Below are 26,644 nucleotides of genomic sequence, written 5' to 3'. Positions count from 1 at the left end.
TCAGTCTCTTGTGAGCTTGCGGTAGGTCGAGCGGTGCGGCTTCGCCGCGTCCGGGCCGAGGCGCTCGATCTTGTTATGCTCGTACGCCTCGAAGTTGCCCTCGAACCAGTACCAGTTCGCGGGGTCCTCCTCGGTGCCCTCCCACGACAGGATGTGGGTGGCGATGCGGTCGAGGAACCACCGGTCGTGAGTGATGACCACGGCACAGCCGGGGAACTCGAGCAGTGCGTTCTCGAGGCTGCCGAGGGTCTCGACGTCCAGGTCGTTGGTGGGCTCGTCGAGAAGCAGGAGATTGCCGCCCTGCTTGAGAGTGAGGGCGAGATTCAGTCGGTTGCGCTCGCCACCGGAGAGAACACCCGCCTTCTTCTGCTGGTCCGGACCCTTGAACCCGAACTGCGACACGTACCCGCGGGACGGAATCTCGGTCCTGCCGACCTGGATGAAGTCCTGCCCGTCGGATACGACCTCCCACAGTGTCTTGTTGGGATCGATTCCACCGCGGTCCTGGTCGACGTAGGAGATGTCGACGGTCTCGCCGATCTTCAGATCGCCACTGTCGAGAGGCTCGAGCCCGGTGATCGTCTTGAAGAGGGTGGTCTTCCCGACACCGTTCGGACCGATGACGCCGACGATGCCGTTGCGCGGGAGCGTAAAGGTGAGGTTGTCGATGAGCACACGCTCGCCGAACGACTTGTGGAGCTTCTTCGCATCGATGACCTGGGCACCAAGGCGCGGTCCGACCGGGATCACGAGCTCCTCGAAATCGAGTTTGCGCGTCTTCTCCGCCTCGTTCGCCATCTCCTCGTAGCGCGCCAGGCGTGCCTTCGACTTGACCTGACGACCCTTGGCGTTGCTGCGCACCCACTCCAGCTCGGACGAGAGCCGCTTCGCGAGCTTCGCGTCCTTCTTGCCCTGCACTTCGAGGCGTGCGCCCTTCTTCTCGAGGTAGGTCGAGTAGTTGCCCTCGTAGGGGTACAGGTGCCCGCGGTCGACCTCGGCGATCCACTCCGCGACGTTGTCGAGGAAGTACCGGTCGTGGGTGACGGCGAGGACGGCGCCGGGGTACTTGGAGAGGAACTGCTCGAGCCACAGCACGCTTTCGGCGTCGAGATGGTTGGTCGGCTCGTCGAGCAGCAGCAGGTCGGGCTTCTGCAGAAGGAGCTTCGTGAGCGCGACGCGGCGCTTCTCTCCACCGGAGAGGTTGGCCACCTCGGAGTCGCCCGGGGGTGTGCGCAGCGCGTCCATCGCCTGCTCGAGCTGGGAGTCGAGGTCCCAGGCGTCGGCGGCGTCGATTTCCTCCTGCAGCGTGCCCATCTCGGCGAGCAGCTTGTCGAAGTCCGCATCGGGATCGGCCATCGCGGCCGAAACCTCGTTGAAGCGGTCGAGCTTGGCCTTGATCGGGCCGACGCCTTCCTGCACGTTCTCGAGCACCGTCTTGGTCTCGTCGAGTTCGGGCTCCTGCATCAGGATGCCGACGCTGTAGCCGGGGCTGAGTCGCGCCTCACCGTTGCTGGGGGTGTCGAGCCCCGCCATGATCTTGAGGATGGTCGACTTGCCCGCCCCGTTGGGCCCGACCACGCCGATCTTGGCGCCGGGCAGGAAGGACATGGTGACGTCGTCAAGGATCAGCTTGTCGCCAACCGCCTTGCGGGCGCGCACCATCGAGTAAATGTATTCGGCCATGTACCCCAGTCTATTTGCCAGCGGCGCTACTTTTCCCGCCCTGGCCCAACGGCCGGGCGCTACCAGTCGATCGGGCGGAGCTCTCCAATGAGGCACCTCGAGCCGCTGAGCACGGGCCCCACGATTCCGACGTAGCCCGAATCGCTCGCCTGACCGACGAGGCAGGCATCGCCGACGCGCACCGAGAACTGCACAGAGTCGGCCGGCCGGCCGATCGGTGTCGTGTCGCGTGTCAGCTCCATCGCTTCGCGGTCGAATCCCGCGGCCACGAGGTTGTCGACGATTGGGCGCCCTCCAGGCGACGGATCGGCCGCAAGAAAGCGGGAGTTCACGTCGTCGAAGTAGGCGAGATTCTCGTCGGCGGTGGCGTCGGGGTCGAACTGCGCCGCCGGCTCGGGCTCGGGCGGCGGAGCTGTGTCTGGCGCCGGCGCGGGCCCGGGCTCGCCCGAGGGATCGACTGCCGCGGAGGAGGGCCGAGCCTGCGGGTCACTCACCCCGCATCCGGCGAGGGCGACAGCGACGGCGATTCCCAGAGTCGCGGCAGCCATCGCCGACCCGTGCGCCGCGGTGCGGATCCGTCTGCGTGGTGCACTCATCGGTGCAAGCTTAGAACGGCACGCTGGCCTCATCGTCGACTCGAAGGCCCGTCTGGGATTCGGCACTGTCGAAATCCGCCTGAGCGGTGCCGCCAGCACCGAACTGGGCCTGATCGGCATCCGGCGGCGCGGCGGCCTCCGACCACGTGTGCGCCGCCTCGGCCGGTTCGCCCGCCGCTGGACCCTGATCGTGTGCCGCGACCGCCGATGATCTCGTCCATCTCGCCGTCCCGAGCGTCAGGTCGTGCCCCATCCAGTCGACGTCGATATCGATGTTGGTGCCGGCCTTATCGGCGGTCTGCCACGGCCGGATGTGCAGCCGTCCGCTCAACACCACGGCATCGCCGCTGTTCAGCGAGGCATAGGCGTTGACGGCGAGCTTGCGGTAGGTGGAGACCGAGTAGAAGTTGGTCTCTGTCTCGACCCACTTGTTCAATCTCTTGTCGAAGTAACCCAGGTTTGAGGCGAGGCGGAACCGTGTGATCGCCACGCCATCGCGGCTGGTGTAGTGATTGGGCGCGGATGCCACGTTGCCGGTGATGATGATTGTGTCTGTCGTCATGCCGCCAGTGTGCCGAGGCGCAGGTGCCGACCGGGCGGCGTCTCTTGTTCCGGGGAGAGCCGCCGCCACGGACAGCCTGTGCAGGGGTGATGAGGCCTGTCGCGAGTCAGTGCTCGCGGAACTCCGGCCACTCCGATCCCGGCAGCAGGGCGGCGTGCAGTGCGCTCTTCGCCACCTCCAGCGACGGGTACACGGAACGGAACTGCTCGTCCCGGAGCAGCTTGAAGGTGTAGCCGTTTTCGACCCGGTGGATCGATCCGACCGCGCCGGCCGGCCCGAAGGCGACCCAGGTCTGACCGGTCAGGGTGAGGTTTTCGTTGCTCATCGTTGAGCTCCTTTTTCTAGTGTGCCCGCGATCAGGAAGCGAGAATGTAACCAGCGTACGACTTGCGCACCTTATTCACCTTAGGAAGCGCGACAGCCATGCAGTACCCCTGGCCGGGATTCTTCGCGAAGAAATCCTGATGGTAGGACTCGGCCTCGAACCACTCCCCGAGCGGGCTGATCTCGGTGACGATTCCCCCGTCCCACACTTCGGAGGCGCGATCGCGTGCGGCCTCGAACAGTTCGCGCTGGGCCTCATCGGTGTAGAACATCGCCGAGCGGTATTGCGTGCCGACGTCTGCGCCCTGCCGGTTCAGCTGCCGGGGATCGTGCAGCGTGAAGAAGACGTCGAGAATGACCTCCGCGGGGATGACCTCGGGGTCGAAGGTCACGGCGACCGCCTCGGCATGGCCGGTGCGCCCGGTGCAGACCGACTCGTAGGTCGGATGCGCATCCGCTCCCCCGGTGTAGCCGGAGACGACCGAGTCGACTCCCTTGAGTACGCGGTAGACCGCATCGAGACACCAGAAACAGCCACCGGCCAGTACGAGAGTTTGCATTGTGTGAGCCTACTTTCCGGCGCAGCGGGTTAGCTGAGCGCCTTCCTCGACAACAGCGCACGTCGGGAGGGCATTCCCGCTATCGCCCGGCCGTAGGCTGACCGCATGAGCTATTGCGCTGAGCACGCCCGCTACGAATCGATCCAGTACAACCGAGTCGGCCGGAGCGGTCTCAAACTGCCCGCCGTGTCGCTGGGACTCTGGAACAATTTCGGATTCGACAAGCCCGTCGAGACGCAGCGCGCCATCCTGCGACGCGCGTTCGACCTCGGCGTGACCCACTTCGATCTCGCCAACAACTACGGACCGCCCGCCGGGTCGGCCGAGACCAACTTCGGCCGCATCTTCGCCGACGACTTCCGCCCGTACCGCGACGAAATGGTCATTTCATCGAAGGCCGGATACGACATGTGGCCTGGCCCGTACGGCGACTTCGGCTCCCGTAAGTACCTGCTCTCCTCCCTCGACCAGAGCCTCGAGCGAATGGGGCTCGACTACGTCGACATCTTCTACTCGCACCGCCCCGACCCGGAGACGCCGATCGAGGAGACGATGGGCGCCTTGGCGACCGCGGTGCACTCAGGGCGCGCCCTCTACGTCGGAATCTCGAGCTACTCGCCCGAGCAGACCGTCGCCGCGCACGCGGCCCTCGCCGAGCACAAGATCCCCCTGATCATTCACCAGCCCCGCTTCAGCATGTTCGACCGCCACATCGAAGACGGCCTTCTCCCGGTGCTCGATGACCTGGGAATGGGAAGCATTGTCTTCTCTCCACTGTCGCAGGGGCTGCTGACCGACCGCTATCTGAACGGCATCCCGTCGGACTCCCGCGTGGCCGAGGGGCGGTGGATGTCGTCGGACGTGATCAGCGACACGTACCTGACCCGCGCCCGCGGGCTCAACGAGATCGCCGGGCAGCGCGGGCAGAGCCTCGCCCAACTCGCTTTGACCTGGGTGCTGCGTCACCCCCAGGTGACGTCGGCGCTCATCGGCGCCTCGAGCGTCGCCCAGCTCGAGGACAACATCCGAGCGCTCGAGGGTGCTGCTCTGAGCGACGACGAACTGGCCGCCATCGACGAGTTCGCCGTGCACGGAACCGGTCGCAGCTGACCCGCAGTTCACCTATGCCGTTGCGCTCGGACTTTCCCGGCGAGAAGCGCCCCGCGCCGACCAATGTCGGCGGCCTCCCCTACCGTCGTGTGCACACAGACCGTTGGGCCGGGCGGCAGACAGGAAGGCACCTCATGCGCACCATCGAACACCGCGCCGCCCCGGCATCCCGCGCCACCGCGGTACCGGGACTCAACCTCGTGCGAGTCAACGACGGCCTGTGGCGGGTTGTCCGCCCGGTCGGCGAACTAATCGGCTACGTCGAGTTGGTCACCACGCCAGGTGGCACCCGGTACCGCGCGAAACGGTTCTTGTCCGTGCAGCGGCGTGTGCTCATCGACGGGGAGTTCTGGGCGATGGACGACGCCGTGGAGTGCTTCCGCACCCGGTAGTCGCCCTCCGCGATTCTCATGACACTCGCGTGCGGTGGGCCGCCGGATCCCGAGTTCGGGTTATGTTGCCCCCATGGAGCTCTGGAACGATTTTCTCGCATGGTTCGAATCGGCTGATGGCGAGCGGATGATGGGCAACGTCATCATCCCATTCCTCGCGATCCTCGTCGCAGGTATTGTCGCGGCGTTGATCGGTCGCGGCTCGACGAAGCGCCTCATCACGCTCAACGACCGGGAAAACCGTGTCTCAGCGGTCGCGACGATGATCGGTGCGGCACGCCGCGCATCCGTCTGGAACACCCTGAGCGTGCCAGAGCAGCAGCACGCCGACCACGTGGCGAGCGAGGCGGACGTGCGCGTGCGCCTGCTGGCGGTGCCCGGTTCGAGTCTCGCCGCCGACTGGGCCGCACACGAGATCACGAGCATGAAGCGCGACTCGGTGTCGTTCAGCTTTCAGGCAGAGCAGTCGCTGATCGAGTTCCGCGACCGCATGGTGACCTGGCAGGGCAAGCCCGGCCGCGCGAAGAAGCTCTTCAAGAACGATCTCGACCTGTGGGCGTACGAGGACTCGAAGAACAAGAACGACATCGTCTCCCAGCAGCAGGCCTGGGCCGCCGCGCAGGTGGCCTCCGAAACCGGCCCTATCTCGACTGTGAAGCCGTCGCAGCAGGAGGCCGACGCGGCACAGCCTCGCGCCTTCGCGCCCGCGGCCCCAGCCCCGATTCCGGTCCCGGCCACAGCCCCCCAGCAGGAGACCCCGCGCGGCGCCGACGGGACTCCCGAGCTCATCGAACCAGCCCGTCGGTCAAACGAGGACACATTCGACGACGACGGCAACCGCCTCGACGAGGCTCATTACTCACCCGTCACGGCCAACACGGTGACGAAGCGGATAAACCCGCCGCGTGTCGGGGACGACGGCGAAAAGTACTGACCCCGCTCAGCGCACCGGAGCGGCTCCTCCCTCAACCGATCCTGCCAGTTTCGGCCACCGATGGCCGCCCAAGCCGGTGCATCGAGGGGGGCGGGGAGCGCGCGGCCCTGGGCGGCGGACGCTGAGGGCAGTCCATCGCTCGGGGCCCCGAAGGAGTTATGTGCCGGGAGGCCGGTACTTAATCTGCCCGGCTCTCCGCATGGCGTCCATCGTTTCGTCGACGGTCAAGAGCACTGTCGTTTCAAAGGAGCTCAGTGCGCCGCCTTCGCTGATAGCCAGTGCTACCGCGGCCATGGACACGTTGTCCGGGGCCTCCCACACGTTGTAGCCGTCGTGGGTGCCAAAGGCGTACCAGAATCCATGGAGTTTCCCGCCGACCGATCCGATATACGCCTCGGCGGCCTTCCGGCGATCTTCCGGGTTGTTGATCAGCCTCGCCCAAGTCTGGGTTGTACAGCTGAACTTTGTCAGATAGAGCGGCATCGCCTGTTCCTCTCGTTCGCCGTCGGAAGTGCGGATTCGCCCAGAATGGCAGCCTGCTGCCCTCCCGGCAATGGGTCACATCTCGACGCCCGGGATCGACGTCGGGGCATCTCGTCGGCATACGCGGCACCCGCCGCCGTGACGCCCAGCGCACCGGCGACGCCGCCGTCGCAGATCGCCAGCGGCGGGCTTGAAGCGAGGTTCAGCTTGTGGTGCCGGCCACACACGAGGACGAGGAAGTGACCCCGTGTGGCAGATCTAATCCTGTGAGTTGCAGTCCTGGGGCTCGGATGCGAACTGAGCCCACGAGGGAAGATCTGCAACGAACAATTCCGTGGTCGCCGTGTCGGACAGGATGGTCCAGTCCACGGTCTCACCTACTTCGGGTTCGAACTTTTTCCACTCGAACCAATTGATCATGCGCAGTGCCGGCAGCTCGGTCGCTGTCTTCTCGGAAAAGATCTGCTGCCACCATGCCCGTTTAATCGCGAGCTCGCCGGCCACGTCACCGCGATAGACAACGAAGGCAGCTGTCTCCGGAATGGCGACCGGCTTGTTCTTGTCTGCGCCGTAGAGCGCATAGAAGTTGGGCACTTGGGTCTCGTCGCCGTCGAGACCGTTGTACTCGCCAGTGAGCTGTTGCGCGAACTTGCCAACCTCGGGCATCTCGTTCTGACCCCACGGGTGCGTCGAACCCCAGTGGTAGAGGGACATGCCGACCCAGCCGACGACGTCGTCGCCCGGGTAGTACGCGGCGTAGGGGTCGTCGGCCTCGGTGAGGGCGCCGTCACCGTCTGTATCGAGGGAGACGAATTCGTCGGTACCAGCTTGCGCTTCGAAGGCGCCACCAGTAAACGGATATCCGCCACCATAGTTGGGGGCCCACATCATCGCCGTAGCTTGAGTACCTTGCCGCAGGCCCTTAGCCAGCGTCCGGAAGGCGGCGATGTATTGCGCAGGCTGCTGCCCCCATGCGTACCACGACCCGTTCATCTCGTGCGCGAAGCGCACAACCACCGTCGTCCCAGTGTCTTCCATCGAGGAAACGACCGTGGCGACGTCGGCGGCAACGGCGGGCGTGACGGAACGCAGCCCGAGTTTGGGCTCGAGTGTGAGCAGCAACATGCCACCATTCCGGGCCACCTGCTCGCCAGCAGCGACCACGTTTCTGGTGTCAGTAGCGCTCATCGGCACATCGGCGAACGAGACGGCCACCGCCGGCCGATGGCCCATGGCCGCCGCATACTGCTCGAGTGAACGTTTCTCCCAGTCGGGATTGATTCCGACAAGGACACCTTCAGCAGGAATGGCCTCCGCTGCTGACGGGACTATGCACGCAACGGGCGACGAGGGATCAGCACAACCGACGACCATGAAGACGAGTGCACCGGCGAGCGCTGCGCGAAGAGCCCGGCGGTGACCCCGTTTGACTTGGTTGTGCATCGCGCTTCAGATTACACGGCACGCCTATCAGCAGAGACCGGGACAACTCGAAGAATCATGTGCCCCCGGCAGGATTCGAACCTGCGACCAAGAGATTAGAAGGCTCCTGCTCTATCCCCTGAGCTACGGAGGCGTGTAGGGCACTTCAACGATACCGCAAGGGCCCTTTCGGGCCCTCGCCGGTGGCTACTGGCGGCCGCCGCGGTCCTCGGGGTCGTCGGAGGGCTCGCTCTGGTCCTTGTCCCAGGCGTAGGTGACGTGCACCATGCCGCCGACCTCTTTCCAGGACACGACGTCGTAGTTCTCGAGCGTCTCCTTGCCATCAACGGCAGTGAGAACGGTGACTTCCTTGTCCCAGGATCCGTCGGTGCTGATTCGACGGTCGGTCTGGCCATCGTTCGGTCCGCCGGTGTAGATCACGACGTACTCGTCGCCGTGCGCGAGCGTGGGAATGTTCTCAGTCATGCTGCATTACTACCACGCGCCGACGAGAGAAGCGATTGCCGCCACAGCCGACACGGCGGCAATGACGAGCGCCAGTCCGATCAGCACCGCGTGCACCTTGAGGAAGCGGGTCGCCCGCCCCGCGGCATCCCGCGCGCGCACGTCGCGCGCGACTCGACGGTAGAACGTGGGCCAGACGAGCAGGTTGAATGCCGCATTGACGAGCAGGAGGACGGCGAGGGTGATCGTCATGACACCAGCCTAGGCAGCCCCGGCGGGGTGGCCTGCCGCCTCGGATGCCGGTGCTCGCCGGTAGACTCGCCGCATGGCCTCTGTTACCGATCGTCTCGTCTGGATCGACTGCGAAATGACCGGGCTCGACCTCGCGACCGACGAAATCGTGGAGGTCGCGGTCGTCATCACCGATTTCGATCTCACCCCCATCGCCCCCGGTCTCGCCGTCGTCATCAAGCCCGACCGCTCGGCTTGGGAGAACATGGGCGACTTCGTGCGCGGGATGCACACCGCATCCGGGCTCATCGACGAGGTGCCGAACGGGGTCAGCCTTGCCGACGCCGAGTTCGCGATCCTCGAGTACATCCTCAAGTACGTGCCGACCGCGCAGCAGGCTCCCATCGCCGGCAACTCGATTGGCACCGACCGTGCCTTCCTGGCGAAGTTCATGCCGCGCGTCGACGCCCACCTGCACTACCGCAGCATCGATGTCTCGTCGATCAAGGAGCTCGCCCGCCGCTGGTTCCCGCGCGTCTACTTCAACGCGCCGGCCAAGAATGGCGGCCATCGCGCGCTCGCCGACATCCTCGAGTCGATCCGCGAACTGCAGTACTACCGCCTCGCGGCCTTCGTGCCGGAACCCGGCCCGACGACGGAGCAGGTGCAGCTGATCTCCTCGACCGTCACCGACGGCTTCCCGACGCAACTCGACTGACCCCTCCGGCCGGGCAATCGGGCGACGCGTGCACACCGGGTGCCTCGCGTGTAATACGATGGTCTAGTTGTCACGAAAGCGAAAGCGATCACGACGCATGGTGGGCGTAGCTCAGTTGGTAGAGCGCTGGCTTGTGGAGCCGGAAGTCGCGGGTTCGAGCCCCGTCGTTCACCCCAATCGGAATGGCCCCGCTTCGGTGGGGCCATTTCGCTGTCCTGAAAGGGTTCCCGCATGACCCTCACCGCCGAGTCCGTCGACACGACCGTGCAGGCCGCGCTCGACTCCCCGTGGGTCGCGATCGTCTGGAATGACCCGGTGAACCTCAGGTCATACGTCGAGTGGGTCTTCCGCAGCTACTTCGGCTTCAGCCGGGAGGAGGCCGAGATCCGGATGCTGCGCGTGCACAACGACGGCCGCGCCGTCGTTGCGACCGGCAGTCGCGAGGAGATGGAACGGCACGTCGAGGCCATGCACGACTTCGGGCTGTGGGCGACCCTCACGAAGGCCGACGCGTGAGAGCGTTCGAGCCGGCCGGCGACGGCAGCGTGCGCGCCGTCTTCGAACCCGTCGAGGCCGCGCTACTCGCCCAGCTGGCAGGTCAGGTCGCAGGGCTCCTCGACGAGCAGCGCGGCGGGGCCGCCGGAGATCTTGCGATCCTGCGCCTCCTGCCGAACGCCTACCCGGACGACCCGGAGGCCTCCGCAGAGTTCCGCCGGTTCACCGCCGATGAGCTCACCGAGAAGAAGCTGCGCAACGCCCGCATCCTGATCTCCGATTGCGCGGAGGCGGCGGATGCCGACGGGCCATCCACGATTCGCCTCGATGCGGCCTCCATCGGCGCCTGGCTGCGGTCGCTCACCGACGTGCGGCTCGTGCTCGCAACCCGGCTGGGCATCACCGACGACGGGGACCTCGGTCCGGACGACGACGAGGAGGCCCTCATGCTCACCGATGTGTACGACTGGCTCGGTTTCGTGCAGGACTCACTCGTGAGCGCGCTGGAAGACTGATGGCCGACGAACAGGAGCACGCCTCAATCGACCCGGCGACGATCGATGCGGCGGCATTCGAGGTGCTCGTCATCGCTGAACTCGACGAGCTGCCCGACGACATGATCGACGGGCTCGAGAACGTCATCTTCGTCACCGAGGACCGGCCGGAGGACGGCTCCCTCGACATCCTCGGCCTCTACGACGGCGTGGCCCTCACCGAGCGCGACCGCTACGGCTTCGGCGAGCTGCCCGATCGGATCATCCTCTACCGCGAGCCGCTGCTCGCGGCCTGCGCCGATCTCGACGAGCTCAAGGACGAGATTCACGTGACGCTCGTGCACGAGATCGCCCACTTCTACGGGATCGACGACGACCACCTGCACGAGCTCGGCTGGGCCTGAGCCCCGCCGGGACTCCCCCGGATCCACAGGCGTATGCCCCGCCTACCCCACAGTCGGGGTCGGCGCGCCCCGTCACCTGTCGCCAAAGTCGGACGTGGAGCCCTCAGCCCGGCGTTTTCGCGCCATCTGGAGTGCAGCGCTGGCCGAGTTCCGACTTTGGCGATACAGGGAGTCCGTCAGCCAGGAGTGGCCGGCAATGGACCTGACGCCGGGATCCGCCGCCTCCGCGCGTCAGCCGAGGTCGAGCGGCAGGACAGGGTCGGCGGACCACTCCTCGAGTGATCCGTCGTAGACCCGCACTGCGACGACACCGAGCTCGGCGAGGGTCAGCGCATTCGCCGTCGCGGAGATGCCCCCGCCGCAGTACAGCAGCACCTCCTCCTCTCCCGTGACACCCTCGGCGACGTACGCCTCTCGCAGCTCGTTCTCTCCCCGCACGGTGCCGTCGGCGGCGAACAGGTCGCGCGACGACACGTTGACGCTGCCCGGGATGCGCCCCCGGCGGGAGTACCGCGACGTGTCGGCGCCCGTGAAGCTCGCCGACGGCAGCCCGCAGACGAGCGGGCGGGAGTCGGTCTCGCTGCGCTCCGCCAGCTCGTCCTTGGTGACCCAGGCTGCCCCCTCCCCACTGACCGGCCAGCCGTCGACCGGTTCGTGGGCCGCCGCGGGCCCGGAGCGCACGGGTAGCCCCGCCGCCCGCCACGCGTCGAGGCCGCCGTCGAGAACACGGGCATCCACCCCGATCCAGCGGAGCAGGTACCAGAGCCGCGCGGCGAACATCGTCTGGGTCTGGTCATAGACGACCACCGGGTTGTGCCGTGCGACGCCGAGGCGGGCGAGCTCGTCGGCGATCGCCTGGGGCTCAGGATGCGTGAAATGGGTCGCGCCTCGCGGGTCGGAGAACTGCCGGGCGATATCGACGTATCTCGACCCGGGAATATGCGCCTCGAGCCAGTCCGACTCGGCGGGTCCTGAGCTGTAGTCGCCGTCGAACGCGGGCTTCGCGAGCAGGTAGCTCGCGTCGAACACCGCCGGCCGGGTATCGGGCGCCTCGAGGGCGAGGGCGAGCTGGCGGGCGGTGATGAACGGGGACGGGGATACAGGCGTAGGGGTCACGGGGCAATGCTACGGCCGTCGATCACGACGTCGGCCAGGCGGTCGGGGTGCTCCCGCGCGGCAAACCGTGCCTCCTGCGCGGCCCACCGGTCCCAGTGGGGCTCGTACGCCTCGCCATCCCTGGCGATCGCCCGCCGGCGTCTCTCGTCGGCATCCAGCTCGACCCAGACTCCGAGCGTGGCGAGCGCGCGGCTGGCGCGGCCGAGCGCGCCGGAGCCCTCGACAACGAGAGCGGACGCCGGATCGACGCTGTGCCACTCGGCGTGCGCCCCGTTGGTCCAGTCCCAGCGCCGCCAGCGGCCCGGCTGACCGGCGGCCAACGGCGCCAGGAGGTCGTCGGTGACCTGCCGGGCAGCGACCTCCAGGCCGTCCCAGCCGGGGTAGAAGTCGTCGAGCCGCACGAGGGAGACCTTCTCCCCCGGACGATTCGCGGCCCACTGCGCGACGAGCAGCCGCGCGAGCGTGCTCTTGCCGGACCCGGATCCGCCGTCGACGAGCACGACGGGCCGCCGGCCCGGCGTCGCGGCGGCCGCGAGCGCGGAGAAGACCGCCGCGATCGGCTCGGCCGTCAACCGCTCAGCCGCCGGCAATGAAATTCCAGTTCCCGGTCGCGACCGACACCGTGACCGACACGACGGCGACGACACCGCCGATCAGCAGCAGCGCGACCTCTGCCGCACCGAACCGTGACTCGCGAGCCCAACTGCGCCGGTGGGACGCACCGAAGCCGCGCGCCTCCATCGCCGTCGCAAGCTTGGAGCCGCGGCGGATCGAGAGCACGAGCAACGCGAACGCCTGGCCCGCGAAACGGCGCAGCCGTCCCCGGTCGGCGATGCCCCGGGCCCGGCGGGCCAGCTCGAGCGACTTCCAGTCGTCGATGAACAGGCCGACGAGGCGCAGCCCGCCGAGGGCGCCGAGCACGAACCGGGAGGGCAGGCGGAGCACCTGGGCCAGGCCGTCGGCGAGGTCGGTGGGATCCACCGTGACGAACAGCACGACCGCGGGCAGCCCGATCGCGAGCACGCGCAGGAGGGTGGCGAGCGCGAGCTCGATCGAGCCGTCGGTCACGTTGATGAGGAGGAACTGCAGGTAGCTGCGCCCGGAGGGCTGGCCGTAGAGCAGGATCGTGACGGCGCTGAAGAAGGCGGCGATCGTCACGGGGAGCGTGCGCAGGGCGAAGCGGCGCAGCGAGAGCCCGGCGAAGAGGAACAGAATGCTCTCGAACGCGAGGGCGACGGCCGCCGACACCCAGTCGATGCTGAGCACGAGTGCGATGCTGAGGATCGCGGTGGCCCCGAGCTTCGCGACCGGGTTCACCCGGTAGATCGCCTGGGTGCCCGCCTGAGGGGTGAGCACGCTCACGATCGCACCTCCAGGCGCAACTCGTCGTCGGCGAGCACGTCGACGAGCCTCGTGTCATGGGTCACAGCGACAACCCCGCTGCCCGCGTCGAGCAGCTCGGCGAGAAAGGCGACGAGTTCACGCCAGGTGCGGGCATCCTGGCCGAAGGTCGGCTCGTCGAGCACGAGCAGCCGGGGGCGGGTGACGAGCACCGTCGCGACCGACAGTCGGCGTTTCTCGCCGCCGGAGAGGGTGAAGGGGTTCGCATTCGCGAGGCTGCCGAGCCGCAACCGCTCGAGCAGCGGGTCGATTCGGCGCGCTGTCTCCGCGGCGTCCAGCCCGATCGCGTGGGCCCCGACGGCGAGTTCGGCCCGCACCGTGCCGGCGACGAACTGGTGCTCGGGATCCTGGAATACCGTGCCGATGCGGGTGACGAGCTCGCGCGACTTCCACGCGAGGGGCGCGGCACCGAGGCCATCGGCGATACCGCTCGCATCCACGGTGCCGGCGGCGGGCCGGATCAGCCCGGCGAGAGTGAGCCCCGTCGTCGACTTGCCTGTGCCGTTCGGGCCGGTGATCGCGAGGCAGCGCCCCGCGTCGATCCGGAGGTCGATGCCCGAGCGGAGCACGACGCCCGGCCGGCGCCCGACGGCGAGCCCCTCGGTTCGTACGAGCTCGGGGCCGCGGAACCCCACTCGGGCCGGCGGCTCGGGTGCGTGCCCTGGCACCCAGACGCCAGATGCGGCGAGCGCGGCGCCCTCGCGCGCGAGCACGTCGTCCGGACGGCCGTCGGCGAGCACTCCTCCGCCCGGCGCGAGCACGATCACGCGGTCGACGAGCTTCCACCACACGTCCACGCGGTGCTCGATCACGATGAGGGTGGCATCCGACCCGGCGAGCACCCGCGCGACGGCGTCCCGCACTTCGATCACCCCATCGGGGTCGAGGTTCGCAGTCGGCTCGTCGAGCAGCAGGAGTCCGGGGCGCATGGCGAGAACCCCGGCGAGCGCCAGGCGCTGCTTCTGACCGCCGGACAGTTCGCTCGTCGGATGCCGGAGGGGCAGGTCCAGACCCACAGCATCCAAGGCGTCGGCCACGCGGCGCCAGGTCTCGTCCCTCGGCACGCCGAGGTTCTCGCATCCGAACGCCACGTCATCGCCGACACGCGCGAGCACGACCTGCGAATCCGGATCCTGCAGTACCAGTCCGGCGCCGCCGCGAGCGCTCTCCGGCTCAGCCCCGTCAATGAGCAACCGCCCCTCGCTATCGCCCTCGTCCGGGCCGCCAAGCACACCCGCGAGGGCGTGCATCAGGGTGGACTTGCCCGCGCCGGATGCACCGAGTAGCAGCACGCGCTCGCCGGGCTCGATGCGCAGGTCGAGCCCGCGGAGGGCCCACGCCGCGCGGCTCGCGTGCCGCCAACCCCAGCCGATCGCCTCGACCGACGCCCCGCCCGCCGCACCGACAGCAGCTGGGCCGCCGCGCGCGCGTCCGGATGCCGTCGCGCGGGTCGGCGCGGCGGTGCCCTCCGGGGGCGTGAGCGGCGGGGCGGCCATGCGCGTTCTCAGGCGCGCGCGGTGGCGTCCCGGCCGGACGCGAACCGGCTCAGCACACCCGTCTTCGCGAGGGCACGCACGATCAGCCACGAGCCGAGGCCCGCGATCACGGCACCGGAGATGATCGCGGAGACGGTGTAGATCGCCTGGAAGGCGGTGTCGGCTCCCGGGTACCAGAGCACGAGGTCATTGATGGCCATCGCCAGTCCCGCGCCGGCGCCGGCAAGGATCGCGACGCCGACCTTCCAGCTGGAGTAGAGGAAGACGAGGAAGACGACCTCCGCGCCGAGTCCCTGAACGAGGCCGGCCTCGATCGTGAGGAACCCGCCCCACTTGGCCCCGAGCAGCGCCGACACGGTGGCGGCAACGACCTCGGTGTAGAGCGCGGCGCCGGGCTTGCGGATGACAAGCCCGCCGAGCACGCCCGCGAAGAGCCACACCCCGTAGAGCAGCGCCTGCGATCCGGGCAGCAGCGCCTCGAAGGGGGCGGTAACCGGGGCGTAGAGCTGGTTCCAGCCGAAGAAGATCAGCGCGGCGGCGACCCCGAGCACGCTCGCGACGACGATGTCGACGACCCTCCACCGGTAGTTGATGCGCTGGAACGGAGACGTGGTGGTGATGAGTGTGTTCTGCACTGGCGTGCCCTTTCAGTATATGAAGTGGGCACGGGTGTGGATCGAGGCGGTTGCCTGGACCCGGAGAGAATCTGCCTCCCTGCGCTGGCATGATCCAGATCAGGTTCGACGGTCGAAGCTTGGAGAAGCTTCCTCTCAGCCCGGCTCACCGGACTCCCGTGTTCGAGTCGATCATACGCCGGTCGGCGCGCGCTCACACCTCGAGGAGCATGATTGTCCGCCCGTCGCGCGTGCGACCGACCTCGCCGAACCCGAACGAGCTGTACAGGGCGAACGCGGCGTCGTTTCCCGCCCGAACGTTCAGTCCGACCCGGCGCACGCTCGGATGCTCCGACGCGAGCCAGTCGAGAATCGCTGCCACCGCGGCGCGGCCGAGACCTCGCCCCTGCGCCTCCGCCTGGATCAGCAGGTTGTGGATCCACGCGGACTGCGCGCCGCCCAGCCTGTCGTCGCGGTCGATGCTCACCGCGACGATCCCGACCGGCTTGCCGCGCTCGGCGATCAGGAACGGGTGCCAGACCTGGGCCCCGGGCCGGTCGTGGCACTTCGCGAGCATGAGCGCGGCCGGGGCCACGCGGTGTGATTCGGCAGGGGTGAGACGCACGCCGAGGGCGTCGGGAAGGTTGTCTCGTGTGATGGGCGCGAGAACAAGCATCCGCACAGATTACCGCGCACTGACCAGCTCGGATCGGCCATGCGGCATCCGGTCGCGCGTTTCGAGATACGGTTATCTTCCCCCTCTTCACTAGGAGCTGCATTGGAAACATGGCCCGGATCGGCCTACCCGCTTGGCGCGACATTCGACGGAAGTGGCACCAACTTCGCCATCTTCAGCGAGGCCGCTGAAAAGGTTGAACTCTGTCTCTTTGACGAGGACGGCACAGAAACGAAAGTTCAAGTCCACGAGGTCGACGCGTACGTGTGGCACTGCTACCTGCCCCAGGTGCAGCCGGGCCAGCGCTACGGCTACCGCGTGCACGGCCCGTACGACCCCAAGAACGGCAAGCGCACCAACGCGAACAAGCTGCTGCTCGACCCCTACGCCAAGGCGACCGCCGGGGAATTCGACTGGGACCCGTCGTTGTTCTCCTACAACTTCGGCGACCCCACCTCGGTCAACAACGAGGACTCCGCCGCGCACATGATGCTCGGTGTCGTCATGAACCCATTCTTCGACTGGGCCGGCGACCGCCCGCCCCGCATCCCGTACGCCGAGACGGTCATCTACGAGGCGCACGTCAAGGGAATGACGCAGCTGCACCCCGACGTGCCCGAGGAGCAGCGCGGCACCTACGCCGGCCTCGCGCACCCGGTCGTGATCGAACACCTCCAGCGCATTGGCGTGACCGCGATCGAGCTCATGCCGGTGCACCAGTTCGTGCAGGACAACACCCTGCTCGAGAAGGGACTGCGCAACTACTGGGGCTACAACACGATCGGCTTCTTCGCGCCGCACAACAGCTACTCCGCCGCCGGCCAGCTCGGCCAGCAGGTGCAGGAGTTCAAGGGAATGGTGCGCGCGTTCCACGACGCCGGCATCGAGGTCATCCTCGACGTGGTCTACAACCACACGGCGGAGGGCAACCACCTCGGCCCGACCCTGAGCTTCAAGGGCATCGACAACGAGGCGTACTACCGCCTCATGGAAGATGACAAGCAGCACTACATGGACTACACGGGCACGGGCAACTCGCTCAACGTGCGCCACCCGCACTCGCTGCAGCTCATCATGGACAGCCTGCGCTACTGGGTCACCGAGATGCACGTCGACGGCTTCCGCTTCGACCTCGCCTCCGCTCTCGCCCGCGAGTTCTACGACGTCGACAAGCTCTCGACCTTCTTCGAGCTCGTGCAGCAGGACCCGATCGTCTCCCAGGTGAAGCTCATCGCCGAGCCGTGGGACGTCGGGCCCGGCGGCTACCAGGTCGGCAACTTCCCGCCTCAGTGGACGGAATGGAACGGCAAGTACCGCGACACCGTGCGCGACTTCTGGCGCGGCGAGCCGTCGACGCTGGGCGAGTTCGCCTCGCGCTTCACCGGCTCCGCCGACCTCTACGAGCAGGATGGCCGGCGCCCGGTCGCGTCGATCAACTTCGTCACCGCGCACGACGGGTTCACGATCGCCGACCTCGTCTCCTACAACGACAAGCACAACGACGCCAATGGCGAGGGTAACAAAGACGGCGAGTCACACAACCGCTCCTGGAACTCGGGCGCCGAGGGTCCGACCGACGACGAGAAGGTGCTGACCCTGCGCGCCCGCCAGCAGCGCAATTTCCTCGCCACCCTCCTGCTGTCGCAGGGCGTGCCGATGGTGCTGCACGGCGACGAGCTCGGCCGCACCCAGCAGGGCAACAACAACACCTACGCCCAGGACTCCGAGATCTCCTGGGTGCACTGGGACCGGGCCGACACACCGCTTGTCGAATTCGTCGCGGCGATCACCCGGCTCCGCAAGGAGCATCCGACGTTCCGGCGTGCCCGCTTCTTCGACGGGCGCCCCGTGCGCCGCGGCGAGGGAGAGCCCCTGCCCGACATCGTCTGGCTCACCCCGGACGGCACCTCGATGAACCCCGAGGACTGGGATGCCGGATTCGGCCGTGCCATCGGCGTATTCCTCAACGGCAACGGCATCCGCGGCCGCGACGCGCGCGGCGAGCGCATCCACGACCGCAACTTCGTGCTCTACTTCAACGCCCACGATGATGTCGTCGAGTTCACCCTGCCGTCGGACGAGTACTCCGCCGAGTGGGAGACCGTCGTCGACACCGCCGGAGCGGGCGCGGACAGCGCCCCGGTCAAGGCCGGCCAGGTCATCCCGGTCGCCGCGAAGGCCCTCGTTGTGCTGCGCGCGTTCACCACCCCGGAGGTCGAGCCCGACCACTCGGTCGCCGCGTCCCTGCTCAGCCAGGCGCACACGGGAGCGATCAGCCTGCCGAAGGTCACCTGATGCGCCTCCCGATCTCGACCTACCGGCTGCAGATCCGGCAGTCGTTCGACCTCCACAAGGCGGCCGGGATCGCGCGCTACGTGCACGATCTCGGCGCCGACTGGCTGTACTTCTCGCCGCTGCTCAAGGCGGAGGAGGGCTCCGACCACGGCTACGACGTGACCGACCACTCGCTCATCGACCCCGCGCGGGGTGGAGCGGCGGGGCTGGATGCGGCGTCGGCGGCCGCGCGCGCGCTGGGCCTCGGGATCCTCATCGACATCGTGCCGAACCACGTCGGCGTCCAGACGCCGGCCCAGAGCGTCTGGTGGTGGGACCTGCTCACCCACGGGCAGGACTCGCGCTACGCCGAGGCATTCGACGTGGACTGGGAGTTCGGCGGCGGCAAGGTGCGCCTGCCTGTTCTCGGCGACGCCGGCGACGACGCCGGCGAGAACGTCGAACTCGACAAGCTCACGATCACGGACGGCGAGCTGCGGTACTACGACACCCGGTTCCCGATCGCGCCCGGCACCGCCGACGACGGCGCGACGCCCGTCGAGGTGCATGCGCGACAGAACTATGAGCTGATGAACTGGCGGCGCGCCGACGCCGAGCTCAACTACCGCCGCTTCTTCGCCGTGAACACGCTCGCCGGCATCCGGGTCGAGACCCCCTGGGTCTTCGACGAGTCGCACGTCGAGATCGTGCGGTGGATCCACGAGGGCCTTGCCGACGGGCTGCGCGTCGACCACCCCGACGGGCTCGCCGACCCGGCCGGTTACCTCGACGACCTCGCCACCGCCACCGGCGGCACCTACGTGCTCGTCGAGAAGATCCTCGAGGGCGAGGAACGGCTGCCGTCGTCGTGGGCCACCGCGGGCACGACCGGCTACGACGCCCTCGCCGACATCGACCGGGTGCTGATCGACCCCGACGGTCGGGCCGCGCTCGACGCGCTCGACTCGAAGCTGCGCGACCAGTCCGAGGTCGTGTCGTGGACCGAGCTCATCCATGGCACGAAGCGTGCTATCGCCGACGGCATCCTGCGCTCCGAGGTGCTGCGGATCGAACGTGACCTCGGCCGGTCGGTCGAGGAGGTCACCGGCGACGAGGGCGCCGAGATCTCGCGCACCGCCGACGCGCTCGCGGAGCTCCTCGCCTGCTTCCCCGTCTACCGCTCCTACCTTCCGCTGGGGCTCGGGCACCTCCACGAGGCGTCCGACCTCGCGAAGGCGCACCGGCCGGAGCTTGCCGAGGAGATCGACTCCCTGCTCGTCGTGCTGTCGGATGCCGCGCATCCGGCGGCGATCCGGTTCCAGCAGACCTCGGGCATGGTGATGGCCAAGGGCGTGGAGGACACCGCGTTCTACCGGTACACCCGGCTCGGGTCGCTCACCGAGGTCGGAGCCGACCCGGCCGAGTTCTCGATCGATGCGGCCGAGTTCCACCGCCGCCAGCAGATGCGCCAGGCGAGCTTCCCCGCGTCCCTCACGACCCTTTCGACCCACGACACCAAGCGCGGCGAAGACGTGCGCGCGCGCATCAACGTGCTCGCCGAGATGCCAGAGGAGTGGAAGTCCACCCTCGGTCGGCTCCGCGAGGAGGTTCCCCTCGGCGACGGGCCGCTCGAGGTGCTGCTCTGGGAGGCCATCATCGGCGCCTGGCCGGCATCGCGCGAGCGGCTGCACGCCTACGCCGAGAAGGCCTCCCGGGAAGCCGGTGACTCCACCACCTGGACGGCTCCGTCGGCGGACTTCGAGCAGCGGATGCACGCACTGATCGACAGCGCGTTCGACAACCCGCTGGTGGTCGAGCTCATCGAAGGGCTCCTCGCGAAGGTCACCGCGGCCGGCTGGAGCAACTCGCTCTCGGCGAAGCTGATCCAGCTCACGGCCCCCGGTGTGCCCGACGTGTACCAGGGCAGCGAGCTGTGGGAGACCTCGCTCGTCGACCCCGACAACCGCCGCGCCATCGACTTCGACCTGCGGCAGCTGTACCTCGTCGCGATCGACGGCGGGGTTCTCCCCGAGGTCGACGAGACCGGCGCCGCGAAGCTCCTCGTGGTCTCTCGCGCCCTGCGCCTGCGCCGGGACCACCAGGAGCTGTTCAGCCGCTACGCGCCCCTCGAGGCGCACGGGTCGGCCGCCAAGCACGCCATCGTCTTCGATCGCGGCGACGTCGTGACCGTCGCCACCCGGCTCCCTGTCGGCCTCTACCGGGCCGGCGGCTGGGGCGACACCACCGTCATCCTCGCCGGACGCCCCGTCGTCGATGTCATCACCGGGCGGGTGTTCGAGGGCGGCACCATCGCGCTGTCCGACCTGCTCGACCGCTATCCGGTTGCGCTGCTCGTGCCCACCGACCTCCTCCCGAACGGAGCCGCACGATGATACGCGAACTGTGGGCCCCCAGGGCCGGAGCCGTCGCACTGCTGGCCGATGGCCAGACGCATCCGATGACCGCGGGCGAGAACGGCTGGTGGAGCGTGGACGCGCCCGCCCCGGCATCCGCCTACGGCTTCCTGCTCGACGACGACGAGACGCCCCTGCCCGACCCGCGCTCGCGTCGGCAGCCGGACGGGGTGCACGGGCTCTCCCGCGACGTCGACCCCGCGGGCTTCGCCTGGACCGACGGTGCCTGGACGGGCCGCCAGCTCGCGGGCGGCATGATCTACGAGCTGCACCTCGGCACGTTCACCCCCGATGGCACCCTCGACTCGGCGATCGACCGGCTCGACCACCTCGTCTCGCTCGGCGTCGACTTCGTCGAGCTGCTGCCCGTCAACGGCTTCAACGGCACCCACAACTGGGGCTACGACGGCGTCGCCTGGTTCACCGTCTCCGAGACCTACGGGGGGCCAGAGGCCTACCAGCGGTTCGTCGACGCCTGCCACGCGCGCGGATTGGCCGTTATCCAGGACGTCGTGCACAACCACCTCGGCCCGAGCGGCAACTACCTGCCTCGCTTCGGCCCGTACCTGCACGAGGCCAGCGCGAACACCTGGGGCTCGTCGGTCAACCTCGACTCCCCCGAGGTGCGCCGCTTCATCCTCGACAACGTCGCCATGTGGATGCGCGACTACCACGTCGACGGCCTGCGCCTCGACGCGGTGCACGCGCTCATCGACACCTCGCCGAAGCACCTGCTGCAGGAGATGGCGGAGGAGACGGACGCCCTCTCCGCATACCTCGGCCGCCCGCTGATCCTCATCGCCGAGTCCGACCTCAACGACCCGAAGCTGATCACGCCGCGGGAGGCGGGCGGCTACGGCCTGCCCGCGCAGTGGAGCGACGACTTCCACCACGCCGTGCATGTCGCCCTCACCGGCGAGGTCACCGGCTACTACGCCGACTTCGCGAAGCTCGAGTCGCTCGCCAAGGTGCTGACCAAGGGTTTCTACCACGACGGCACCTTCTCGTCATTCCGCGAGCGGGACCATGGCGGCCCCGTCGACACCGAGAACATGCCCACCTGGCGCCTCGTGGTCGCCAACCAGAATCACGACCAGATCGGCAACCGGGCGATCGGTGACCGGCTGAGCGCGTCGCTCGACTACGGTCAGCTCGCGATAGCGGCCGTGTTGACCCTCGCTGGCCCGTTCACGCCAATGCTGTTCATGGGCGAGGAGTGGGGCGCGTCGACGCCGTGGCAGTTCTTCACTTCGCACCCGGAGCCCGAGCTCGGCACGGCGACGGCCGAGGGCCGCATCCGCGAGTTCGAGAAGATGGGCTGGGATCCGGCTGTCGTGCCCGACCCGCAGGCGCCGTCGACCTTCACCAACTCGAAGCTCGACTGGTCCGAACTGCAGTCCGGCGATCATGCGCGGCTGCTCGCCGTGTACCGGGCGCTCGCGCGGCTGCGTGCGGAGCATCCGGAGTTCACCGACCCGCGTTTCACGCAGATCGACGCGGAGTTCGACGAGGACGCGCGCTGGTTCGTGCTGCACCGCGGCGGGGCGAGCATCGTGATCAACTTCGCGGCGAGCGAGCAGGAGCTGCCCCACTCGGGCCGCGTGCTGCTCGCGACGGATGCGGCGACGGCGCTGACCCCCGGCGGGATTTCGCTTCCGGCACACAGCGCGGTGATCCTCGCCCGCTGAGGCGCCGGCTCACCTAGTCAATCGTCCGAACGCGGTCAGTCGTCGCTGCGGCGGCGCTGGCGTGCGTCGCCGAGCTTGCCGCGCCCCAGCAGGTGTGTGGCCGGCCCGAGTAGCGACGCGGGCCGGAGCGACCCGCGGCCGAACCTCTCGGCGACCCCGTCCACCGCCCTCTCCGTGTCTCGCCAGGTCTCGTCCTCATCCCACAGCGATGCCGCCTGGCCGCCGACCGGGGTGAGTTGCTCGACCCGCACCCCGATGAGCCGCACCGTGCCGTGTGCGCCGACGGCGTCGTAGATGCCGCGCACCTCCTCGTAGATGCGCCGGCCGAGGTCCGTGGGTTCGGCTATCGTGCGCGACCGGGTGATGGTCGTGAAGTCGGAGTACCGCAGCTTCAACACCACCGTGCGCGCGACCCAGCCGCCGCGGCGCAGGCGCACGGCCACGGCATCCGCCTGGCGCAGCAGCTCCCGCCGCAACAGCTCCGCGTCGCTCATGTCGACCTCGAAGGTCACCTCGTGCCCGATGCTCTTCTCGGCGACGTCCGGGGTGACGCTTCTGCGGTCGATGCCGTTGGCGAGGTCGTGCAGCTTGTGGCCGGCGGCGTCGCCGACCGCCCGCTGCAGGTTGGCGAGCGGGGTGGCGGCGATGTCGCCGATCGTGCGCAGGCCCCGCTTGATCAGCGCCTCTTCGGTGGTCTGGCCCACGCCCCAGAGGGCTCCGACGGGCAGCGGATGCAGAAACCGCAGTGTCTCCTCCGCCGGAACCACGAGGAGCCCGTCCGGCTTCGCCCGACCGGAGGCGAGCTTGGCGATGAACTTGGTCGACGCGGCACCGACCGAGCAGGTCAGCCGTGTCTCGGCCTGCACGCGCCGGCGAATAAGCCGGCCGATCTCGGTGGGGCTTCCGAGCAGCCCGCGCGCGCCCGCGACATCGAGGAAGGCCTCGTCGATGCCGAGGCGCTCGACGATCGGGGTCATGTCGTCGAAGATCGCCATGACCTGATTGGAGTAGGCGGTGTATTTTTCCCGGTGCGGCTCGAGCACGATCGCGTGCGGGCAGAGCCGCAGCGCCTGCGACAGCGGGATCGCCGAGCGAACGCCGAACTTGCGTGCCGGGTAGTTCGCGGCGGTCACCACCGACCGCGACGAGTTTCCGGACACGACGACGGGTTTGTCGACGAGGTCGGGGCGGTCGAGCAGTTCGACCGAGGCGAAGAAGGCGTCGAGGTCGACATGCAGGATCGTCGCCGTCGAGCTGTCGACGCTGTCCCCGCTGACCTGTCGGTCGCTGCCGTCCTGCCTGCTCATCGCACTCTCCCGGTGTCGAGCTTAACCGGAGCCGCCCACCTCGAGGTCGCGGCGCGGATGCTGTGCCTCGAGGCGCGCGATGCGGACGCGCGCGGCATCCTCCGATGTCGACGACGCGCCGAGCAACAGTCGAACACCACCGAGCACCACGCGGGTGCCCCAGATGACCGGCAGCGGCGACCGCTTGAGGCCGAGCAGCGCCCTGTAGTCGGGCGGGATCGACGCGACGGCGCCGGCGAACATGATCCGGTACGCCGGCATCATCGACCGACGCAGCGGCGGATTGCGGATGAACCGCACCGCCTCGGCGACGCGCTCGTCGTTCTTGTAGACGCCGGCGTCGCGGAAGGCGTCGAACTGCGCGCGGAGCTGCGCCTCGGACCGGGGCGGGTTCGCCACTCCGACCAGTTCACCGGCCTTGGCCCACTCGCGCACGTAGCCGTCGGGGCCACCGGGGATCTCGCCGTCCCAGATCTTGTGGCAGCTGAGGAACGCGTCGGTGAACACCACATGCACCCAGGAGAGCAGTTCGGGGTCCCCCGCAGCGTACGGGCGCTCCTCGCCGTTCGCGTCGAGGTAGGTTCCCGTGACCCGGTCGTGGAACCGGCCGACCCGGGACGACTCGGTCTCGGCGAGCGTGGTGTCGGCGAAGGTCACGGTCACGAGCCACTGGATCGTGCCGGAGAGGCGCCCGAGCGGGTCCTCGCGGTAGCGGGACCAGTCGTGCACCCCTGCCATCGCGCCGGGATGGAGGGTCTGCATGAGCAGCGCGCGGATTCCGGCGACCATCGTCGCCATGCCTCCGTGGACGGCCCACGCCGCCGAGCCCGGTCCGAAGAATCCGGCGTCGTCGCCCTCCTCGATCTTCCCGACCCAGTGCGGACGACCCTCATTGTTGCCCGACAGGGTCGTCAGCAGGCGTGACCGCCAGGTGTCCGAGAACCGACTCATGATGAGAGGCTAGCCGCCGGTCGCTGGGCATCCGCCCAGACGATTCAGGCCACGCGCGGGGCGAGGAATGCCACCGGATCGACGGCAGCGCCGCCGCCCGGGTGCACCTCGAAGCGCAGGTGCGCACCCGTGCAGGAGCCCGTGCAGCCGAGGAGCCCGACGACCTGACCGGCCGCCACGAAGTCGCCGACCTGGAGGCTCATCGACCCCTCCTGCATGTGCGCGTAGACGCTCGTGACCATCTGGCCATCGACGAGGTGCTGGATGCGCGCGTGCACGCCGAGGGACGCGTAGCCCGGGGCGTTCGTGTCCACGACGACGCCGGCAGCCATCGCCTCGATGGGGGTGCCAGACGGTGCGTTGAGGTCGATGCCCTGGTGGTCGCTCGAGCACCCCGAGCAGCTCCGGGGGCCGAAGTCGCTGCTCATGGGCGTGCTCGGGGGCAACGGCCACTGCACGGGAGGCGGCGCCGTCACACCGTAGGCGTCGCGCGGTGCGTCGAACATCGCGGCGGTGGAGACGGAGGCCGCGTCGGCGACGCAGAAGGTCTGCGCGGCGCCGGACTGCTGCGGTGCCGCGCTCGCGTCGAACGCGGCAGCGCTCGGGATGACGAAGGCGACCGACGTGACGATCGCGAACGCACCGGCGAGAGCGGACAGGATGCGACGGCTCGCGCGGACGGCGCCGAGCCCTGGTCGGGTTGCACGGTGGAAGTGGGCGACGGCGGGAGGGGTCGTGACGTTGGCGACGGTCGGCGCCCCGGCGGGCTCGGGGGCGCGCAGGATGAATGGATGTTTCGGCAAGGGGGTTCTCTGACTCTCGGCACGCGCTCGCCGTGGGACTCGCGGGGTCAGTCCGGGCGGATGCACGACGGTGAGCAGGGACGGATCGAACAACGACCCAGCACCAAGTTGGCTGGCAGGGTGCTGGGAGCACGGCGGGTCGACTACCCGAGTCGGGCTCGCATCCACGCCACGGGATCGACGGGGGCGCCGCCTCCCGGCTGGATCTCGAAGTGCACGTGGGTACCGGAGCACGATCCGGTGCAGCCCATGGCACCGATGACCTGGCCAGGCGCGACCGTCTGACCCGTTACCACCTGCACCGAGCCGGACTGCATGTGGGCGTAGAGGGTCTCGACCATTTCGCCATTCACGACGCTCTGAATCCGCACGTGCACGCCATAGGACGAGTAGCCCGAGCCGAGGGGCGGCAGGACCACTCCGGCGGCCATGGCCCAGATCGGGGTGCCAGCGCTGGCGTTGAGGTCGACTCCCTGGTGGAAGCTCGAGCATCCGCTGCAGCTTCGCGGGCCGAAGGCGCTGCTCATGGGCGTTCCCGCTGGCACCGGCCACTGCAGGGAGGCCGACGAGGACGACGGCGTCAACGACACCCGTATCGGAGACGCGAAGGTCGAGACGACCTTGGCCGGCGGGGGCGGGGGCGGCGGCGGGGGCGGGGGCGCGGCCGTGACGGTGTAGGCATCGCGGGAGACCGCGGGATCGGGGACCGCGCCATCGACCGGGGCCATCGCCTGGACATCACCCTGCTGGGTCTGTCCGCCGATCGCGATCGCCTCGTACGCCTGCGCGTTGGGCACGACAGCAGCGACCGATGCCGTGAAGGCGAACACCACGGCGATCATCGCCAGAACCCGACTGCCGCCCCGAAGGACGGTCATCGCCGAGCGGTGCGGCCTGATCGGCGCGGCGGCCGATGCGGGCACCGCAACGAGTCCGCCGCGGCGGGTCTGCAGGGCGCGAGAGATACGTTTGGGTGGCACGAAGTTAGGGTTCCAGACGATCGGCGCGCAAATTTCACGCGGTGACGCGCG

At 68.5% G+C, this 26,644-nt stretch carries 29 protein-coding genes, 2 tRNA genes and 1 riboswitch; of the genes, 11 read left to right on the top strand and 20 right to left on the bottom strand.

Translation table 11 applies throughout. The features are described from left to right. From ettA to msrA, 5 genes are all read right to left on the bottom strand, one after another. Complete coding sequence (gene ettA, locus ABIB15_RS04845; protein ID WP_354475721.1) at positions 1-1,683, bottom strand: energy-dependent translational throttle protein EttA; 1,683 nt, start codon at positions 1,681-1,683, stop codon at positions 1-3. A gap of 59 nt (positions 1,684-1,742) precedes the next feature. Further along, entirely contained in the window at positions 1,743-2,279 is a 537-nt protein-coding gene (locus ABIB15_RS04840) for a DUF6993 domain-containing protein (protein ID WP_354475719.1), read from the bottom strand. Positions 2,280-2,289: 10 nt separating this feature from the next. After that, on the bottom strand, positions 2,290-2,841 hold the full coding sequence (locus ABIB15_RS04835) for a single-stranded DNA-binding protein (protein WP_354475718.1): 552 nt from the start codon (positions 2,839-2,841) through the stop codon (positions 2,290-2,292). 106 nt (positions 2,842-2,947) lie between these two features. Beyond that, positions 2,948-3,166 carry a methyltransferase gene (locus ABIB15_RS04830; RefSeq protein ID WP_354475716.1) on the bottom strand — a complete coding sequence of 73 codons (219 nt, stop codon included), beginning with the start codon at positions 3,164-3,166 and terminating at the stop codon, positions 2,948-2,950. A 31-nt stretch (positions 3,167-3,197) separates the two neighbouring features. Continuing rightward, the gene (msrA, locus tag ABIB15_RS04825; RefSeq protein WP_354475715.1) at positions 3,198-3,725 is read right to left on the bottom strand and encodes a peptide-methionine (S)-S-oxide reductase MsrA; all 528 of its coding nucleotides are present in this window, start codon (positions 3,723-3,725) and stop codon (positions 3,198-3,200) included. Between the two features lie 105 nt (positions 3,726-3,830). Here msrA and mgrA point away from each other — a divergent pair, with 105 nt between their 5' ends. From mgrA to ABIB15_RS04810, 3 genes are all read left to right on the top strand, one after another. After that, positions 3,831-4,835: an L-glyceraldehyde 3-phosphate reductase gene (mgrA, locus tag ABIB15_RS04820; RefSeq protein ID WP_354475714.1), complete on the top strand. Its 1,005-nt coding sequence runs from the start codon at positions 3,831-3,833 to the stop codon at positions 4,833-4,835. A gap of 134 nt (positions 4,836-4,969) precedes the next feature. Then, positions 4,970-5,227, top strand: coding sequence for a hypothetical protein (locus tag ABIB15_RS04815; RefSeq protein WP_354475712.1), 258 nt, complete (start codon positions 4,970-4,972; stop codon positions 5,225-5,227). A 73-nt stretch (positions 5,228-5,300) separates the two neighbouring features. Beyond that, the gene (locus ABIB15_RS04810) at positions 5,301-6,161 is read left to right on the top strand and encodes a hypothetical protein (protein WP_354475710.1); all 861 of its coding nucleotides are present in this window, start codon (positions 5,301-5,303) and stop codon (positions 6,159-6,161) included. Between the two features lie 156 nt (positions 6,162-6,317). Here the strand turns inward: ABIB15_RS04810 and ABIB15_RS04805 are convergent, their stop codons facing one another. From ABIB15_RS04805 to ABIB15_RS04785, 5 genes are all read right to left on the bottom strand, one after another. Further along, positions 6,318-6,644: a GYD domain-containing protein gene (locus ABIB15_RS04805; RefSeq protein ID WP_354475709.1), complete on the bottom strand. Its 327-nt coding sequence runs from the start codon at positions 6,642-6,644 to the stop codon at positions 6,318-6,320. 258 nt (positions 6,645-6,902) lie between these two features. Then, on the bottom strand, positions 6,903-8,087 hold the full coding sequence (locus ABIB15_RS04800) for a glycoside hydrolase family 26 protein (protein ID WP_354475708.1): 1,185 nt from the start codon (positions 8,085-8,087) through the stop codon (positions 6,903-6,905). A gap of 60 nt (positions 8,088-8,147) precedes the next feature. Then, positions 8,148-8,220 (bottom strand) — tRNA-Arg (locus ABIB15_RS04795). A gap of 53 nt (positions 8,221-8,273) precedes the next feature. After that, the gene (locus tag ABIB15_RS04790; protein ID WP_354475706.1) at positions 8,274-8,552 is read right to left on the bottom strand and encodes an oligoribonuclease; all 279 of its coding nucleotides are present in this window, start codon (positions 8,550-8,552) and stop codon (positions 8,274-8,276) included. Positions 8,553-8,561: 9 nt separating this feature from the next. Beyond that, the gene (locus tag ABIB15_RS04785; protein ID WP_354475704.1) at positions 8,562-8,783 is read right to left on the bottom strand and encodes an SCO4848 family membrane protein; all 222 of its coding nucleotides are present in this window, start codon (positions 8,781-8,783) and stop codon (positions 8,562-8,564) included. Between the two features lie 73 nt (positions 8,784-8,856). Here ABIB15_RS04785 and orn point away from each other — a divergent pair, with 73 nt between their 5' ends. From orn to ABIB15_RS04760, 5 genes are all read left to right on the top strand, one after another. After that, positions 8,857-9,480: an oligoribonuclease gene (orn, locus tag ABIB15_RS04780; protein ID WP_354475702.1), complete on the top strand. Its 624-nt coding sequence runs from the start codon at positions 8,857-8,859 to the stop codon at positions 9,478-9,480. 100 nt (positions 9,481-9,580) lie between these two features. Further along, positions 9,581-9,656: transfer RNA gene (locus tag ABIB15_RS04775), tRNA-His, on the top strand. Between the two features lie 55 nt (positions 9,657-9,711). After that, positions 9,712-9,996 carry an ATP-dependent Clp protease adapter ClpS gene (gene clpS / locus ABIB15_RS04770; protein ID WP_354475700.1) on the top strand — a complete coding sequence of 95 codons (285 nt, stop codon included), beginning with the start codon at positions 9,712-9,714 and terminating at the stop codon, positions 9,994-9,996. Next, a complete protein-coding gene (locus ABIB15_RS04765; RefSeq protein ID WP_354475698.1) occupies positions 9,993-10,490 on the top strand; it encodes a DUF2017 domain-containing protein in 498 nt (165 codons plus the stop codon). Before clpS ends, ABIB15_RS04765 begins: the two co-directional genes overlap by 4 nt. Further along, the gene (locus tag ABIB15_RS04760; protein ID WP_354475696.1) at positions 10,490-10,873 is read left to right on the top strand and encodes a metallopeptidase family protein; all 384 of its coding nucleotides are present in this window, start codon (positions 10,490-10,492) and stop codon (positions 10,871-10,873) included. Before ABIB15_RS04765 ends, ABIB15_RS04760 begins: the two co-directional genes overlap by 1 nt. Before the next feature lie 231 nt (positions 10,874-11,104). Here the strand turns inward: ABIB15_RS04760 and ABIB15_RS04755 are convergent, their stop codons facing one another. The 6 genes from ABIB15_RS04755 to ABIB15_RS04730 all read right to left on the bottom strand — a co-directional run bounded on the left by ABIB15_RS04755 (position 11,105) and on the right by ABIB15_RS04730 (position 16,176). Continuing rightward, positions 11,105-11,989, bottom strand: a complete 885-nt coding sequence (locus tag ABIB15_RS04755) for a sulfurtransferase (protein ID WP_354475695.1) — start codon at positions 11,987-11,989, stop codon at positions 11,105-11,107. Next, positions 11,986-12,561 (bottom strand): nucleoside/nucleotide kinase family protein, encoded by a 576-nt coding sequence (locus tag ABIB15_RS04750; RefSeq protein ID WP_354475693.1) that lies wholly within the window; start codon positions 12,559-12,561, stop codon positions 11,986-11,988. Before ABIB15_RS04750 ends, ABIB15_RS04755 begins: the two co-directional genes overlap by 4 nt. Before the next feature lie 4 nt (positions 12,562-12,565). After that, the gene (locus tag ABIB15_RS04745) at positions 12,566-13,351 is read right to left on the bottom strand and encodes an energy-coupling factor transporter transmembrane component T family protein (protein ID WP_354475691.1); all 786 of its coding nucleotides are present in this window, start codon (positions 13,349-13,351) and stop codon (positions 12,566-12,568) included. Beyond that, a complete protein-coding gene (locus ABIB15_RS04740; protein ID WP_354475689.1) occupies positions 13,348-14,886 on the bottom strand; it encodes an ABC transporter ATP-binding protein in 1,539 nt (512 codons plus the stop codon). Before ABIB15_RS04740 ends, ABIB15_RS04745 begins: the two co-directional genes overlap by 4 nt. Before the next feature lie 8 nt (positions 14,887-14,894). After that, positions 14,895-15,521, bottom strand: coding sequence for an ECF transporter S component (locus ABIB15_RS04735; RefSeq protein WP_354475687.1), 627 nt, complete (start codon positions 15,519-15,521; stop codon positions 14,895-14,897). A gap of 59 nt (positions 15,522-15,580) precedes the next feature. Continuing rightward, a riboswitch (TPP riboswitch) is annotated at positions 15,581-15,691 on the bottom strand. 23 nt (positions 15,692-15,714) lie between these two features. Beyond that, a complete protein-coding gene (locus ABIB15_RS04730; protein WP_354475686.1) occupies positions 15,715-16,176 on the bottom strand; it encodes a GNAT family N-acetyltransferase in 462 nt (153 codons plus the stop codon). 102 nt (positions 16,177-16,278) lie between these two features. Between ABIB15_RS04730 and glgX the strand changes: the two genes are divergently transcribed. The 3 genes from glgX to treZ are packed head-to-tail and all read left to right on the top strand — an operon-like array spanning position 16,279 to position 22,552. Further along, complete coding sequence (gene glgX / locus ABIB15_RS04725) at positions 16,279-18,471, top strand: glycogen debranching protein GlgX (protein ID WP_354475684.1); 2,193 nt, start codon at positions 16,279-16,281, stop codon at positions 18,469-18,471. Then, positions 18,471-20,843: a malto-oligosyltrehalose synthase gene (gene treY, locus ABIB15_RS04720; protein WP_354475682.1), complete on the top strand. Its 2,373-nt coding sequence runs from the start codon at positions 18,471-18,473 to the stop codon at positions 20,841-20,843. The genes glgX and treY overlap by 1 nt, the downstream gene beginning before the upstream one ends. Further along, positions 20,840-22,552: a malto-oligosyltrehalose trehalohydrolase gene (gene treZ / locus ABIB15_RS04715; RefSeq protein ID WP_354475680.1), complete on the top strand. Its 1,713-nt coding sequence runs from the start codon at positions 20,840-20,842 to the stop codon at positions 22,550-22,552. The genes treY and treZ overlap by 4 nt, the downstream gene beginning before the upstream one ends. Before the next feature lie 35 nt (positions 22,553-22,587). Here the strand turns inward: treZ and dinB are convergent, their stop codons facing one another. The 4 genes from dinB to ABIB15_RS04695 form a co-directional block, all read right to left on the bottom strand. Further along, positions 22,588-23,859: a DNA polymerase IV gene (gene dinB, locus ABIB15_RS04710; RefSeq protein WP_354475679.1), complete on the bottom strand. Its 1,272-nt coding sequence runs from the start codon at positions 23,857-23,859 to the stop codon at positions 22,588-22,590. Positions 23,860-23,880: 21 nt separating this feature from the next. Then, positions 23,881-24,810, bottom strand: a complete 930-nt coding sequence (locus ABIB15_RS04705) for an oxygenase MpaB family protein (protein ID WP_354475677.1) — start codon at positions 24,808-24,810, stop codon at positions 23,881-23,883. Between the two features lie 44 nt (positions 24,811-24,854). Further along, complete coding sequence (locus ABIB15_RS04700; protein ID WP_354475675.1) at positions 24,855-25,613, bottom strand: M23 family metallopeptidase; 759 nt, start codon at positions 25,611-25,613, stop codon at positions 24,855-24,857. Positions 25,614-25,756: 143 nt separating this feature from the next. Next, positions 25,757-26,593 (bottom strand): M23 family metallopeptidase, encoded by an 837-nt coding sequence (locus ABIB15_RS04695; protein WP_354475673.1) that lies wholly within the window; start codon positions 26,591-26,593, stop codon positions 25,757-25,759. Positions 26,594-26,644: the final 51 nt, after the last annotated feature.

It is taken from the genome of Marisediminicola sp. UYEF4 (assembly GCF_040546025.1).
GTDB lineage: Bacteria > Actinomycetota > Actinomycetes > Actinomycetales > Microbacteriaceae > Marisediminicola.
The sequence above is the reverse complement of the archived record's forward strand: the minus strand, read 5'-3'. Positions and strand labels throughout refer to the sequence as shown.

What these genes read in the sequence shown, in the direction of transcription:
- ABIB15_RS04730 (WP_354475686.1), bottom strand. Translation starts at nt 16,176, where the DNA reads ATGCTTGTTCTCGCGCCCATCACACGAGACAACCTTCCCGACGCCCTC.
- dinB (WP_354475679.1), bottom strand. Translation starts at nt 23,859, where the DNA reads ATGAGCAGGCAGGACGGCAGCGACCGACAGGTCAGCGGGGACAGCGTC.
- orn (WP_354475702.1), top strand. Translation starts at nt 8,857, where the DNA reads ATGGCCTCTGTTACCGATCGTCTCGTCTGGATCGACTGCGAAATGACC.
- ettA (WP_354475721.1), bottom strand. Translation starts at nt 1,683, where the DNA reads ATGGCCGAATACATTTACTCGATGGTGCGCGCCCGCAAGGCGGTTGGC.
- ABIB15_RS04785 (WP_354475704.1), bottom strand. Translation starts at nt 8,783, where the DNA reads ATGACGATCACCCTCGCCGTCCTCCTGCTCGTCAATGCGGCATTCAAC.
- ABIB15_RS04835 (WP_354475718.1), bottom strand. Translation starts at nt 2,841, where the DNA reads ATGACGACAGACACAATCATCATCACCGGCAACGTGGCATCCGCGCCC.
- ABIB15_RS04815 (WP_354475712.1), top strand. Translation starts at nt 4,970, where the DNA reads ATGCGCACCATCGAACACCGCGCCGCCCCGGCATCCCGCGCCACCGCG.
- ABIB15_RS04810 (WP_354475710.1), top strand. Translation starts at nt 5,301, where the DNA reads ATGGAGCTCTGGAACGATTTTCTCGCATGGTTCGAATCGGCTGATGGC.
- ABIB15_RS04800 (WP_354475708.1), bottom strand. Translation starts at nt 8,087, where the DNA reads ATGCACAACCAAGTCAAACGGGGTCACCGCCGGGCTCTTCGCGCAGCG.
- ABIB15_RS04760 (WP_354475696.1), top strand. Translation starts at nt 10,490, where the DNA reads ATGGCCGACGAACAGGAGCACGCCTCAATCGACCCGGCGACGATCGAT.
- ABIB15_RS04805 (WP_354475709.1), bottom strand. Translation starts at nt 6,644, where the DNA reads ATGCCGCTCTATCTGACAAAGTTCAGCTGTACAACCCAGACTTGGGCG.
- treY (WP_354475682.1), top strand. Translation starts at nt 18,471, where the DNA reads ATGCGCCTCCCGATCTCGACCTACCGGCTGCAGATCCGGCAGTCGTTC.
- msrA (WP_354475715.1), bottom strand. Translation starts at nt 3,725, where the DNA reads ATGCAAACTCTCGTACTGGCCGGTGGCTGTTTCTGGTGTCTCGATGCG.
- ABIB15_RS04830 (WP_354475716.1), bottom strand. Translation starts at nt 3,166, where the DNA reads ATGAGCAACGAAAACCTCACCCTGACCGGTCAGACCTGGGTCGCCTTC.
- ABIB15_RS04790 (WP_354475706.1), bottom strand. Translation starts at nt 8,552, where the DNA reads ATGACTGAGAACATTCCCACGCTCGCGCACGGCGACGAGTACGTCGTG.
- ABIB15_RS04705 (WP_354475677.1), bottom strand. Translation starts at nt 24,810, where the DNA reads ATGAGTCGGTTCTCGGACACCTGGCGGTCACGCCTGCTGACGACCCTG.
- treZ (WP_354475680.1), top strand. Translation starts at nt 20,840, where the DNA reads ATGATACGCGAACTGTGGGCCCCCAGGGCCGGAGCCGTCGCACTGCTG.
- ABIB15_RS04840 (WP_354475719.1), bottom strand. Translation starts at nt 2,279, where the DNA reads ATGAGTGCACCACGCAGACGGATCCGCACCGCGGCGCACGGGTCGGCG.
- clpS (WP_354475700.1), top strand. Translation starts at nt 9,712, where the DNA reads ATGACCCTCACCGCCGAGTCCGTCGACACGACCGTGCAGGCCGCGCTC.
- ABIB15_RS04740 (WP_354475689.1), bottom strand. Translation starts at nt 14,886, where the DNA reads ATGGCCGCCCCGCCGCTCACGCCCCCGGAGGGCACCGCCGCGCCGACC.
- mgrA (WP_354475714.1), top strand. Translation starts at nt 3,831, where the DNA reads ATGAGCTATTGCGCTGAGCACGCCCGCTACGAATCGATCCAGTACAAC.